Origin of the sequence: Mesorhizobium album (genome assembly GCF_033977205.1) — a bacterium.
Lineage (GTDB): Bacteria > Pseudomonadota > Alphaproteobacteria > Rhizobiales > Rhizobiaceae > Mesorhizobium > Mesorhizobium album.
In genome coordinates this window covers 1-12,643 of record NZ_JAVIIW010000022.1, presented here as the reverse complement: position 1 = coordinate 12,643, position 12,643 = coordinate 1, and the positions used below count along the sequence as shown (strand labels likewise).

Annotated in this window: 12 protein-coding genes and 1 tRNA gene; 2 read left to right on the top strand and 11 right to left on the bottom strand. The window is 65.3% G+C overall.

Annotated elements, in window-relative coordinates:
- Positions 1–24 precede the first annotated feature (24 nt).
- The 6 genes from iolG to iolE are packed head-to-tail and all read right to left on the bottom strand — an operon-like array spanning position 25 to position 6,146.
- Positions 25–1,017, bottom strand: coding sequence for an inositol 2-dehydrogenase (iolG, locus tag RFN28_RS18950; RefSeq protein ID WP_320288848.1), 993 nt, complete (start codon positions 1,015–1,017; stop codon positions 25–27).
- 60 nt (positions 1,018–1,077) lie between these two features.
- A complete protein-coding gene (locus tag RFN28_RS18945) occupies positions 1,078–1,896 on the bottom strand; it encodes a carbohydrate ABC transporter permease (protein ID WP_320288847.1) in 819 nt (272 codons plus the stop codon).
- The gene (locus RFN28_RS18940) at positions 1,893–2,798 is read right to left on the bottom strand and encodes a carbohydrate ABC transporter permease (protein ID WP_320288846.1); all 906 of its coding nucleotides are present in this window, start codon (positions 2,796–2,798) and stop codon (positions 1,893–1,895) included. The genes RFN28_RS18945 and RFN28_RS18940 overlap by 4 nt, the downstream gene beginning before the upstream one ends.
- Positions 2,798–4,111, bottom strand: coding sequence for an extracellular solute-binding protein (locus RFN28_RS18935; protein WP_320288845.1), 1,314 nt, complete (start codon positions 4,109–4,111; stop codon positions 2,798–2,800). The genes RFN28_RS18940 and RFN28_RS18935 overlap by 1 nt, the downstream gene beginning before the upstream one ends.
- On the bottom strand, positions 4,108–5,205 hold the full coding sequence (locus RFN28_RS18930; protein WP_320288844.1) for an ABC transporter ATP-binding protein: 1,098 nt from the start codon (positions 5,203–5,205) through the stop codon (positions 4,108–4,110). The genes RFN28_RS18935 and RFN28_RS18930 overlap by 4 nt, the downstream gene beginning before the upstream one ends.
- Positions 5,202–6,146 carry a myo-inosose-2 dehydratase gene (gene iolE / locus RFN28_RS18925; RefSeq protein ID WP_320288843.1) on the bottom strand — a complete coding sequence of 315 codons (945 nt, stop codon included), beginning with the start codon at positions 6,144–6,146 and terminating at the stop codon, positions 5,202–5,204. The genes RFN28_RS18930 and iolE overlap by 4 nt, the downstream gene beginning before the upstream one ends.
- 579 nt (positions 6,147–6,725) lie before the next feature.
- On the opposite strand from iolE, the gene RFN28_RS18920 reads away from it, so the two are divergent.
- The gene (locus tag RFN28_RS18920) at positions 6,726–8,321 is read left to right on the top strand and encodes an aminotransferase-like domain-containing protein (RefSeq protein WP_320288842.1); all 1,596 of its coding nucleotides are present in this window, start codon (positions 6,726–6,728) and stop codon (positions 8,319–8,321) included.
- Between the two features lie 194 nt (positions 8,322–8,515).
- Here the strand turns inward: RFN28_RS18920 and RFN28_RS18915 are convergent, their stop codons facing one another.
- From RFN28_RS18915 to RFN28_RS18895, 5 genes are all read right to left on the bottom strand, one after another.
- On the bottom strand, positions 8,516–9,001 hold the full coding sequence (locus RFN28_RS18915; protein WP_320288841.1) for an SRPBCC family protein: 486 nt from the start codon (positions 8,999–9,001) through the stop codon (positions 8,516–8,518).
- Between the two features lie 2 nt (positions 9,002–9,003).
- On the bottom strand, positions 9,004–9,315 hold the full coding sequence (locus RFN28_RS18910) for an ArsR/SmtB family transcription factor (protein ID WP_320288840.1): 312 nt from the start codon (positions 9,313–9,315) through the stop codon (positions 9,004–9,006).
- A 70-nt stretch (positions 9,316–9,385) separates the two neighbouring features.
- Positions 9,386–9,721, bottom strand: coding sequence for a hypothetical protein (locus RFN28_RS18905; protein WP_320288839.1), 336 nt, complete (start codon positions 9,719–9,721; stop codon positions 9,386–9,388).
- A gap of 343 nt (positions 9,722–10,064) precedes the next feature.
- Positions 10,065–10,141 (bottom strand) — tRNA-Arg (locus RFN28_RS18900).
- A gap of 188 nt (positions 10,142–10,329) precedes the next feature.
- Positions 10,330–11,271: a DUF1003 domain-containing protein gene (locus RFN28_RS18895; RefSeq protein WP_320288838.1), complete on the bottom strand. Its 942-nt coding sequence runs from the start codon at positions 11,269–11,271 to the stop codon at positions 10,330–10,332.
- Between the two features lie 526 nt (positions 11,272–11,797).
- On the opposite strand from RFN28_RS18895, the gene RFN28_RS18890 reads away from it, so the two are divergent.
- The gene (locus RFN28_RS18890; protein ID WP_320288837.1) at positions 11,798–12,247 is read left to right on the top strand and encodes a universal stress protein; all 450 of its coding nucleotides are present in this window, start codon (positions 11,798–11,800) and stop codon (positions 12,245–12,247) included.
- The last annotated feature ends 396 nt before the right edge of the window (positions 12,248–12,643 follow it).

Genomic DNA, 12,643 nt, shown 5'->3' with positions numbered 1-12,643 from the left:
TCCCGGTTGACTGAGGCGATCCGCTCAGAGCTTCACAGGCTCGAACCGGCCGGACCTGGTGGAGGCAAGCGCCGCCTCGCAAAGGATCATCGCCTTGCGGCCGTCGCTGGCCGTGACGGCAGGCTTCCTGCCGGTTTCGACGCAGGTGATGAAGTGATCGATCTCGGCGGCGTAGGACTCGGCATAGCGTTCGACGAAAAAGTAGTAGGGCTTGTCGCGCGAAATGCCCTTGCCGCCGAACATCTCGACCGAGGTCGGCAGCCGGTTGCCGGCCTGCAGCATGCCGTTGGCGCCATGCACCTCGATGCGCTGGTCGTAGCCATAGGCGGCCCTGACGCTGTTGTTGATATGGCACTGCCGGCCGAACGCGGTTCGCAGGATGAACATCGCGGTGTCGTAGTCGCCGAGCTTCCTGTATTGCGGCGCCACCAGCGAGGAGCCGGTGGCAAAGAGCTCGACCGGCTCCTCGCCGAGAAGGTTCCGCGCCATGTCGAAGTCGTGGATGGTCATCTCGCGGAAGACGCCTCCGCCGCCTGCCAGCGCTTCCTCGGTTTCGGGTTCGGGGTCGCGGCTGGTGATGATGACCTGCTCGACGGCGCCGATCTCGCCGGCGGCAAGGCGCTCCTTCAGCGCCCGGAAGCTCGGATCGAAGCGGCGGTTGAAGCCGATCTGGAAGGGCACGCCGGCTTTCTCGACCGCGGCCAGGCACTCGTCCGTGCGCTTGAGATCGAGATCGATCGGCTTCTCGCAAAAAATCGCCTTGCCTTTCGCCGCCGCGGCCATGGCAAGCTCGGCGTGTGTGCGCGTGGCCGAGGCAATGAACACCATTTTCACTGCGGGGTCGTTCATCACCGTTTCGGTGTCGGCGATTTCGGCGCCGGTCATGGCGGCGACCTTGCCGGCCGCTTCGCGGTTCGGATCGACGATGTAGCGCAGCCGCACCCTCGGGTGACGCGAGAGATTGCCCGCGTGCACACGGCCGATCAGCCCCACCCCGAACAGACAAACATCCATCATGCGTTCGACTTTCCTGTCAGGTCGCGCCTGTCGTGGCACGTTCATGTTTCGCTGCGGCACTCATTTGACTGCGCCCATGGTGAGGCCGCGCACCAGATGGCGCTGCACCAGGAGTGCGAAGAAGACGATTGGCAGCGCGCCGATGACGCCGGCCGCCGCCATCGAGGCCCAGTCGGTGTCGATGCGGCCGATCAGCGTCGCGGTGCCGCGCGGCATGGTCATCGCCCGCGGCGTCGCCGTCAGCGCCAGCGCGAAGAGGAACTCGTTGAAGGTGACCAGCACCGCGAAGATGGCGGTCGCCGCGAGCCCCGGGGCGGCCAGCGGCAGCGTGATGCGGCGGAAGGCGCCGAAGCGCGAATCGCCGTCGACCATCGCGGCCTCCTCGAGATCGACGGGGATCTCGCGGAAGAAGCTTTCCATCATCCAGACGCAGAAGGTGACGTTGAAGGCCGTGTAGGTCACGATCAGCCCCAGCCAGGTGTCGAGCAAGCCGAGATGGAGCATCAAGAGATAGACCGGGATCAGGATGACGACCGGCGGGATGATGCGCAGCGTGAGCAGAAACAGGCCGACCTTGCCCTCCATGGCGAAAGGCAAGCGGAAGCGCACGATCGCGTAGGCGCCCATTGCGCCGGCGACCAGCGCGATGGCGACGGAGAAGAAGGTCACCACCAGTGAGTTCGTCAGGTAGGAGCCGAACTGCTTTTCGGTGAACAGCCGGACGTAATTGTCGAGCGTCGGCACGTGCGGGTAGAGCGTGCCTTCCTGCGTGATCTCGCGGTTGGACTTGAGCGAGGTGGAGACCAGCCAGTAGATCGGCAAAAGCACGACGGCCAGAACGAAGACCGTGGTGAGGATGCGCGCCAGACGGGTTCTCATGACGCATCCACCCTGCGCAGAAGCCTGATGGCGCTGAAGGCGAGCGCGAGCACGACGAGGCCGATCGTCACGAACAGCGCCGCCGCATACCCGGTCTGCTGGAACTTGAAGGCGGTGTCGTAGCCGTAGATGGAGATCAGCCTCGTCGCCTCGCCCGGCCCGCCGCGCGTCAGCACGAAGACCTGGTCGAAGGTGCCGAAGGCATCGATTGTCCGGAGCACGATCGCCACGGCCAGCACCGGCCGCATCATCGGGAAGGTGAGATCGGCAAAGACGCGCCAGGCGCTGGCGCCGTCGACGCGCGCGGCCTCGAATGGCTCATGCGGCAGCGATTGCAGCCCGGCGAGCAGGATCAGGAACATCAGCGGCGTCCATTCCCAGATGTCGAGGACGACAAGGCCGATGAAGGCGTTGAGCGGATTGCCGAGGATCTGCACCGCACCGCCGCCGATGGCCTGCGACAGCGCCGTCAGCATGCCGGCGTCGCTGGCGTAGATGAGCCTGAAGACGATGGCGACGACGACCGGCGTGACCACCATCGGAATGATGAGCACCGTCCTGAGCAGGCGGATGCCCTGAAACTCCCGCAGACAGAACAAGGCGAGCGCAAAGCCCAGCACCGCTTCGAACGACACCGACAGCGCGACGAACTTCACGGTGACCCAGAGCGAATTCAGGAACTGCGTATCGCTCCACAGCCGCATGTAGTTCTGAAACCCGACGTCGCCGACCGGCGAGCCATAGCGGTAGGCCCTGGTACTGGCCCTGAGACCGTCCCAGAGCGGATAGACCAGCACGTCGAGCACGATCGTCAGGCCCGGCGCCAGCATGAGATAGGGGAGGGCGAGGTCGAGCCCCGCCCCCTGCAGGCGATATTTGCGCGCCTGCGCTGCGCCGTGCATCAGTAGTACCCGGCCGTGGTCAGATAGTCCTTGACCTGCTTGGCGGCCCTATCCAACGCCTCGCCGCCGCCCGAGCCGGCCTGCAGCGCCTTGTTGAGCTCGATGCCGAGCAGTTCCTCGACCTTCGCCCAGTCGGGCGTGCGCGGCCTCGGCAGCGCGCCGGCGTCGAGCTGCTTGAGGGCGACCGGGATCAGCCGGTTGCCGGGCTTGGCGATGCCGAAGGCGCTCCGCTTGACCGGGATCGAGCCCGCTTCCGACAGCTTGGCCTGGGTTTCGGCGCTGACATACCACTTCAGGAACTCGATCGCGTTCGCCTTGTTGGGCGCCGATTTCGGCACGCCGGCGATGAAGATGCCCATCTGGGCGATCGCCGACTGCTGCTTCGGCACGACGCCGAAATCGAGCTTGCCCGCCATCTTGGTCTGGGCGGGATCGTCGGCCTTCAAGGCATTGCCGGAATATTGGATGATGGCGCCGGCGTCGCCGCCGAGGATCGCCGCACCTTCCTGGTCGGAGTCGAACTCGACCACGCCGCTCGGTGCGTTCTGCTTCATCGTACCGACGAAGAAATCGGCGGACGCCTTGCCTTCGGCCGAATTGAAGATCGGGTTCCACTTGTCGTCGAAGAAGGAGCCGCCGAACGACAGGAAGATCGGATACCAGCTGGTGACGATCGGATTGCCCGAAACGCCGCGGAAGACGACCGGATATTTGATCTTGCCGGCCGCCACACCTTCCTTGCCTTTGGCGATCACCTCGTCCCAGGTCTTGGGCGCGCCGCCGGTGAAGACGTCGTTGCGGTAGGTCAGCGTCTGCAGGTCGCCGACGAAGGGCACGCAGATCAGCGTCGGCTTGGCATTCTCGAAGCCCTTGACGCGCGGCCCCATCTGCGGCGGCCAGTAGCCCATGTCGATCATCGAGCCGATCCAGTCCTTGTCGGAGCCATCGATGCCGCCGGCGCCGAGATCCTCCAGCACATTGGCGGCGCCGAACTGCGGCACCCATGGATCGTCGAGCAGATAGACGTCGTACTGGCCTGCGCCGCTCTGAGCGTCGGCGAACCACTTCTCCAGCGTCACGCCATATTCATCCTCGAGGAACTCGATGTCGAAGCCCTGCTCCTTCGCCAGCGGGATGATCTTCTGCTTGAACGGCGTCAGCCCGCCATCGGCGAAGGCGCCAATGATGACCTTCTTGCCGGCTGCCCTGGCGGGCATGGGCATGCCGAGCGTGGTGAGGGCCGTGGTGGCGAGCGCCAGGCCGAGCCCGCCCCTGATGACGGAGCGGCGAGTAAGTCTGCTGGAATGCATCATTTCTCTCTCCCATTGCTGTTGACCCTGTGGACGGCGGTGAGGCCGGCCGCATTGAAGAAACAGGCGTTCGCCGGGTCGAAGGCGACGCCGATGCTTTCGCCGACCGCGCCCCTGAAATCGCGGCCGGCCCGTACCGAGACGTTGCCGCCATCGACGCGGACATTGACCAGCGTCTCGTTGCCCATCGGCTCGACGACATAGATTTCGCCGGGCAGCGCGCCCGGCTCGCCCGGTTGGGCGATGCTGCAATCTTCCGGACGCAGCCCGATCTCGACGATCTCGGCGAGGCGGCATGCGGTCAGCCGCGTCCGCTCCAGCGGGACGATCTTTCCGCCGGCCATCACGCCTTGCTCGGCCAGCGCTGCCGGCAGGATGTTCATCGGCGGGTTGCCGACGAAGGTGGCCACGAAGCGGTTTGCCGGACGGTCGTAGATGTCGGCAGGCGGCGCCATCTGCTGCAGCTCGCCGCCATGCATGACGGCGACGAGGTCGGCCATCGTCAAGGCTTCGACCTGGTCGTGGGTGACGTAGATGGTGGTGGCGCTGAGGCGCTGGCAGAGCCGCTTGATCTCGCCGCGCATAGTGAGCCGCAGCCGCGCGTCGAGGTTGGAGAGCGGCTCGTCCATGAGGAAGGCCGCCGGGTCGCGCACGATGGCGCGGGCCAGCGCCACACGCTGGCGCTGGCCGCCGGAGAGCTGGCGCGGCCGGCGGTCGAGCAGATGACCGATTTCGAGGATGGCGGCGACCTCGCCGATCTTGGCCTTGCGCCCGGCCTCGGGCGTGCCGCGGATCCACAGCGGATAGCCGATGTTCTCGGCGACTGTCATCTGCGGGTAGAGCGCGTAGCTCTGAAAGACCATGGCGATGTCGCGGTCGCGCGGCTGCAACCGGGTGACGTCGCGCTCGCCGATGAAGACCTTGCCGGTGGTGGGCATGTCGAGGCCGGCAAGGATGCGCAGCGCCGTCGTCTTGCCGCAGCCCGACGGGCCGAGCAGGGCGAGGAATTTGTGGTCCGGCACGGCGAGGTCGAGCGATCTCAGCACATTGAGCGCGCCGAAGTTCTTGACCACGTTCTTATACAGGACCGAACTCATCGCCCTTGCCGGAGCTCCCCGCTTGTTCCCCGGCCCTTCCGCTCGTCGACCGTGAACCCGGCCTTGCGGGCGAGGTCGCGCAGATTGCGATAGCCCATCGTGGCGTAGGTCAGCGGATGCGCCTTGGCCGGATCCTGCTCGGCCTCCACCACCAGCCAGCCGGAATAGCCTTTGTCGGCCAGGATCTTTAGCAGCGTCTGGTAATCGATCGCGCCGTCGCCGGGCACGGTGAAGATGCCTTCCATCACCGCGCCCATGAAGCTCATGTCGGCCTCGCGCGCCTTCTTCAGCACCGCCGGGCGCACATCCTTGCAGTGGACATGGACGACGCGGCCGACATGCCGGCGCAAGAGCTGCTCCGGGTCGCCGCCGGAGAAGGCGCAATGCCCGGTGTCGTAGAGCAGGCCGACCGCCTTGCCCGTTGTCTTCATCAGCGTGTCGATCTCCTGGTCGGTCTCGACGATCGTGCCCATGTGATGATGAAAGGCCATGCCGACGCCGAAATCAGCAAAACGTTCGGCCAATCGCGTGATCTTTTCGCCGTAGGGCTTCCACTCCTCGGCCGAAAGCTTCGGCCGCTGCGAGATCGGGTCGTGGATCGCGCCATGGCGGCCGCGCGAGGTGTCGGCATAGACGACATGTTTGGCGCCGAGATCCCTGAGCAGCGTCAGATGCGGCAGGATCGCCTCAAACTCTTCCTCCACCTCCTTCTCGCAAATGCGGCCGTCATACCAGCCGGAGACCAGCGCCAGCCCGTAGTGGTCGAGGATGGGCCCCAGCGTACGGCTGTCGCGCGGAAACTTGCCGCCGAGCTCGGTGCCGGCGTAGCCCGCTTCCGCTGTTTCGCTGAGGCAAGTCTCGAGCGGCGTGTCGCCGCCCAATTCAGGCACGTCGTCATTGGTCCAGGTGATCGGGTTGATTCCAAGTCGAACGGTCGTCATTGCTCGCTTTCCACCCACGGCCGGAAAGCCGCGCGGTGTTCATGTCGGGAGGGAATGGCTGAGGGCGGCAGGATGCAAAGCCCTGCCTCGTTCGTTTGGCCAGACGCCCTCCCAGTTGCCTTGCCCGAACCTGTCTTCTCGTCGACGTCTTACCCCAACGTCAGCGATTGGAGTCTACGCCGCTCTGTCTCCATCGCGAGGGCCAGTTTTCCGGAAAATGAAGGAACCAGTTGTGTCCGTCGCCGGCTGTGCCAGGATGGGGGAAGGGCCATGGAAGGGTGTGGCATATGGAAGAGATGAGGTTCGTTGCCCGACCTAAGCGTCCATCGTCGGCGCGAGGCACCCCCTCTGTCCTGCCGGACATCTCCCCCGCAAGGGGGGAGATTGGCTGTGTCGGCGCCGTCGCTCCTTTTGCAACGTCGGCGATTGGCGAAAGCCGGGGCGACATCTGATCTCCCCCCTTGCGGGGGAGATGTCCGGCAGGACGGAGGGGGGTCGGCGGGAACTCGGCCTGCAAAGCCTCTGCACTTCAGGGATGCTTCCCATGCGATTGCCAGCAGGCCACAGAGACTAACTCCCATGCGCCCCCTCCACCCCAAACCCCAGGCCTTCCCGCTCGACATGCTCGCCGTGAACCGCTCGAGCCCCGAGCACCTCTCCCGCCAGCTCTATCACGGCCTGGTCGCCATCATCCGCAACCGCACGCTGGCGCCGGGCTCGGAGCTGCCTTCGACGCGGGCGCTGGCTGCCGAACTCGGCCTTGGCCGCAACACCATCGTCTCGGCCTATGACCAGCTCGTCACCGAAGGCTATCTTGCCAACCGCCAGGGCGCGCGCCCGGTGATCGTCGACCTGCCGGACGGCCCGCGTGAGAGCCCGCCCGAGGCGCACCCTGAGCCGCTGCGCGCGCCCTCGCGGCGCGGCGAAGCGCTGCTCAGCCAGCCCTGCCACCACGGCACGCCGGGGCGTTTTGCATTCCACCCCGGCATGCCGGATGCCGCAAGCTTTCCCTTCGGCGTCTGGGGCCGGCTGGTGGCGCGCCGCGCCAGCCATGGCGAAACCCTGTTCGGCACCTACGAGGTGACCGGCCATCCGGCGCTTAAAGACGCGATCGCCGGCTATCTCTATTCGGCGCGCGGCGTGCGTTGCCGGCCGGAGCAGATCGTCATCACCACCGGCGCGCAGGCCGCCTTCGATCTTCTCGCCCGCCTGCTGCTCGACCCCGGCGACACGGTGTGGATGGAGGAGCCCGGCTATTACGGCGCCAAGGCCGCCTTCACCGTGGCCGGCGCCAGGATCCTGCCCATCCCGGTCGACCAGGAGCGCGGCTGGCGCTTAGAGCATGATCCCGAACCGAAGGTCAGCGAAAGCAAAAAGTGGGAACCGGCTTTCGGGGAAAGATCATGCTCCAACAAAGAGTTAGATCGTGATGGCGATTCAACGAAACGCCGTCGCGGTCTCGACGCGCCGGACTTTTCGCCCCGCCTCATCTATGTGACGCCGGCCTGCCAGCATCCGCTCGGCATCACCATGCGCATGGAGGAGAGGCTGCGCCTGCTCGACATCGCCGAGACGGCCAACAGCTGGGTGATCGAGGACGATTTCGACGGTGAATACCGCTTTCAGGGCCGGCCCGTGCCGGCGATCCAGAGCATGGACCGCGCCGGCCGCGTCATCTATGTCGGCACCTTCGCCAAGCTTCTGTTCCCGGCGCTTCGCCTCGGCTTCATGGTGCTGCCGCCAGACATGGCAGAGCGTATCGCCAACGCGCTTTCCACCACCGGCCAGTTCGCCCCGCTGCTCTTGCAGGCGGCGCTCGCCGACTTCATCACCGAAGGTCATATGAGCCGGCATTTGAAGCGCATGCGCCGCATCTACGCCCAGCGCCGCCAGCTTTTCCGCGAGATCGTCGCCGAACGGCTGCGCGACGAGATCACGCTTTCGCCGGCCGAAGCCGGCATCCAGGTGGTGGGATACCTCAAGCCCGGCATCGACGACATCAAGGTCAGCCAGGCCGCCGCGCGGCGCGCGATCAACGTCTCGCCGCTGTCGAAATATTTCCAGAACACGGCGGCCACGCAAGGGCTGGTGCTGGGCTATGCGGCGTGTGATGCCGCACAGACCCGGGAGGGCGTGGAGCGGCTGGCAGCGGCGATCCGCGAGACGCTGGGGTGAGGGATTCCTGCCTTAGCGGCCAATCGCAATAGGGCAGCGTCGCCCCCTCATCCGGCCGCTTCGCGGCCACCTTCTCCCCGTTGGGGAGAAGAAACTGGCGCTGACGCCGGCGATCTCCTCGGGGAGAGGTCAGCCGAGCGAAGCGGAGGCTGGGTGAGGGGGTGCGCCCTATGCGATTGCGCGCCAGGCTGCCCTCAAGCCCCGCGCGCCACCACCTCCGCATATCGCTGCAAATACAGCGGCCAGCCCTGATCGCCGCCGACACCCTCGCGCACGCCTTCCCAACCCAGGCCATGGCGCTCCAGGTTGCGATGCTCGAGCTCGACGCGGGTGCGCCCTGCCGTCTCGGCAGTGAAGCGCACCTCCCATTCGCTGGTCCTGGCCGGATCGGTCTCGATCCGCCATTGCGGGCTGATGTCCCAGCTCAGGAGCACACGGGTTGGCGGCTCATAGGCCAGCACGCGGGCCCAGCGGCACTCACTGCCGTCGACGCCGCGGTCATAGACGTGGCCGCCGACCCGGGGCTCGAACACCGTCTCGGCGATCGGCACGGCAAGCAGATTGTGCTCGGCCGGTTTGAAGCTGCCGAAGCCTTCGGTGAAAACCTTGAAGGCGCGCTCGATCGGCGCCTCGACCACGACGGACTGTTTCACGGACGCGATTGGGACTTGGGTATTCATGGTCAATCCTCCGGTGGGTTCTCGACGGCCAGCTTGTAGGCCGCGAGCGTCTTGCTCCAGAACCGGTCGAGCCAGGCGCGCATCTGGCCGAGCCCGTGCGGGTCGATGTGATAGACGTTGCTGGCGCCCTTCGGCTCAGCGCGCACCAGCCGCGAATCCTTGAGCACCTTGAGATGCTGCGACACCGCTGACTGCGACACGGCGACCTGCCGCGTGATCTCCGCCACCGAACGCGGCCGCTCCGCGATCAGCTCGAAAATCTGCCTGCGGGTGGTGTCGCCCAGGGCCGCGAGTTGGGCGCTATCAACAGTCATGACTTATGATAAGTACAGACTGATGATGGAGTCAAGCGGTGGAGGCGCGCGGCGATTTCCAGTCTGGGAGTTAGGTCCCTCGGTGCTCAGTCCACGTTCGCAGCGCCGTCATCAGTGCTTCGACCGCGTCGATGGCCGCGACCACTTCGGCCTCGTTAAGCGAAGTCGTAGGATCGTGAGACAGCGGATTGAGGATACGGGCCTGATGCGGCGTGATCGCCGTCAGCGCGTCAAGTTTCGGCTGATCCCCGGCGAGCTTGCCTTCGAGGCCCTTCTTGAGCTGCTCGAATGTGATCTTCTTCGGATCGGGCACATAGGGAAACGATACTTTATGCTTCTCACATTCCTTACGCAGAAGCATCTCACAGGCGGATCGAGCATAGTTCGCGGCGGCGGGTATCTGCATCACGCAGGAACCGAGGCTCGCCGAAGAGGAAGCGCATACCGGCAATACGGTCCAATGTCTCGCTCATCCGGCCGTACGCAAAGGTGGTAAAATAGGCTGAAACTACCGAAAGCCGGCCACCGGGTATGGCGCGTTCAACGACAAACTCAGAGGCCGCACCTCTCCGTCGATTGTCTCTAATGCCAGAACGAATGCTGCTCACTTTTCCCCCGCTGTCTGGCGAACTCATGACACATACACCGATGAATCGGAAGGAGACCTATTCATCTTCTCGCCTCCAGCTAACAAAGTCGCCAGCGCTGGATAGTGCCAGAGCCTTCAATTGTTCAACTTGATTTGAGTCTGGCGCACCCGACAAGATTCGAACTTGTGACCTCTGCCTTCGGAGGGCAGCGCTCTATCCAGCTGAGCTACGGGTGCTTCCCAGGAAACCGGAAAACGAACCGGCCGGTGAGCCGGCCAGTCACGGCTTCTTAGCGGAAGCCGCCCCCGGCTTCAACGGGCAATTGGAGTGGCGAGAAACTTGACGTCAAAGCTGTGGTCGCGCGCCCACAGGTCGTAAGGCAGGCGGCCACCGGTTGCCGCGGGCACGTACGGCGGCGCGGCCCTTACTCGGCCACACTGCCCTTTGCCGCCTCGCTTTTCGCCGCCCGCCGCCTCACGCCCCTTGCGGTGTGCTTCTGTTTCTTCGCGGTCAGCTCGTGCATGGCATCAAGCTGCATCTGCTGCATTTCGGCTAGGCGCTGCCATTGGCGCGAGATCAAATAGTCGAGCTTTTCGTGCAGGTGCCGTACTTCCAGCTCGGCCTTCAGGTTCACCCGGTAGTCGTTGAAGGAGCGCAGCCGGTCCTTCGCTTCCTGCCGCTTCTGGCTCATCATGATCACCGGCGCCTGGATGGCGGCGATGCAGGAGAGCATGAGGTTGAGCAGGATAAAGGGGTAGGGGTCGAAGGCGCTCGTCGCGCCCTCGGCGAGGTTGAGGCCGATCCAGATCAGGAGCACGGCCGCAAACGAGATCAGGAACCACCAGCTGCCGCCGAACTCGGCCATGGTGTCGGAGACGCGGTCGGCGAAGGAGCGGTGCTCCTCGAACTCCTCTTCCGAGTTTTCCGAGATCGTGTCCTGTCTGGCGATCGATTCCACCACCTGGCGGTCGAGCTCGGAGAATTCGCCGTGCTCCTGCTGCAGCAATTCCTCCATGTAGCGCATGCGGTAGCGGGAAAGCTCCTGGCGGCTGATGCGGGCGCCGCGCGGCAGGTCGGGATGGTCGGAGCGGATGCGGTCGGCAAGGCTGGGTCTGAGATCGTCGATGCGCACCAGGTCGCGCTTGCGGAATTTGCGGCCGCTGATCGCCGACGGCTTCTTCTTCGGCTTGACCCGCGCCGCGCCGGGGACGTGCGGTTCCGAATCCGGCACCTCCGGCGCTTCGAGGATCTCGTCCGCCGCTTCGTGCTGGTCCTCCGGCACGGTGGCCGCCTCGAGATATTCGCCGCCGCTTTCGTTCTCGTTATCCGCCTGATTCTGCGCGGATGCCTTCGGGTCGCTGGCCATGGTCAGTGCTCCTGTTCTCGGCTTTCCGATACGATACGCCAAGCCGGCGCGGCATATCCATGGTGACTGTGAATCTGGTGTGACCGAACAAGTTCTTGTGATTGGCGGAGGGGGGCGCCTTTTTCGCCGGCCGCTACGTGCAACTGCCTACGGCCGCGCCAGCCCCCACTCCGTCTCGGCGCTGCACGCCGATCCACCTCTCCCCCATTTCATGGGCGCGAGGAAACGCCAATCGCCAAGGCCGCGACCTTTGCAAGCCTGGGTTCCTCGCCCCCGCGGAGCGGGGGAGAGGTGGCTCGGCGAAGCCGAGACGGAGCGGGGGAGCGCCGTGCACGATTGTCTTGCGCTGGAGCAATCATCTGCGCCGCTTGGCCTTGATCGGGATCAAGCCGGCCCCTGTGGTTGGCCTGATAGGGAAATTATATCGAGATCAGGCCTGACCGCCGCCAATCGCACCCATAAGCGCTGGCAGGGTCGGGCCCCCGCCATCAGGGGCGCGTCGCCCCGCACAACAGGGATCGCCACCATGTACAAACATCTGCTGATCGCCACCGACGGCTCGGAACTCGCCGGCAAGGGCGTGGCCCACGGCCTGGAACTGGCCAAGGGCCTCGGTGCCACCGTGACCTTCATCCACGTCTCCGAGCCGTTCCCAACGCTTGCCTGGGGCGGCGCCATGGCCGGATATGTGGCCGGCGACGAGCTCACCTACTATGAGGAAAGCGCGCGCAAATATGCCGGCGAGGTGCTGGAGAGGTGCAAGGCCTCGGCCGAGGCGCTCGGCGTGAGCGCGAAGACCCTGCATATCGAGAACCGGACACCCGCCGAGGCGATCCTCGACACGGCCCGCGCGCAAGCCTGCGACCTGATCGTCATGGCCTCGCACGGCCGCCGCGGCCTCGGCCGCCTGGTGCTCGGCAGCCAGACCGCGGAAGTGGTGTCGCTGACGGAGATCCCGGTGCTGGTGGTTAGATAGGAAGAGGCGGCGCCCCTGTCAGTTCGTCATGTATGGACGGCCCCTTTTGGGCAAGAGGCAAAATGGCGACGACGGCGTAGGTCTGGAGCGGTCATGTATTCGGCCTTTCGTGCGGTCGATTGCGATGACCGCTGACCAGCAAGGGTTACGCGGATCGGGCTCCAATCATTCTAGCGCGCTTTGGAAGCGCGATGACGACGGCGGATTTTCCCGACCCAGGTCCTGACCATTTTGCCGTGCTGCCTTTCTGCTCCTTACGCTGTTAAGGGCCTGGGTAGCGGCCTATGCCGCAACCGGCGCCCTGTATTCTTGGCCCGTGGTGAGCATGGCCCAGATGATGCGGGCGGTCTTGGCGGCCTGGGCGACGACGGCGACCTTGACCGGCCGCCTGGCCAG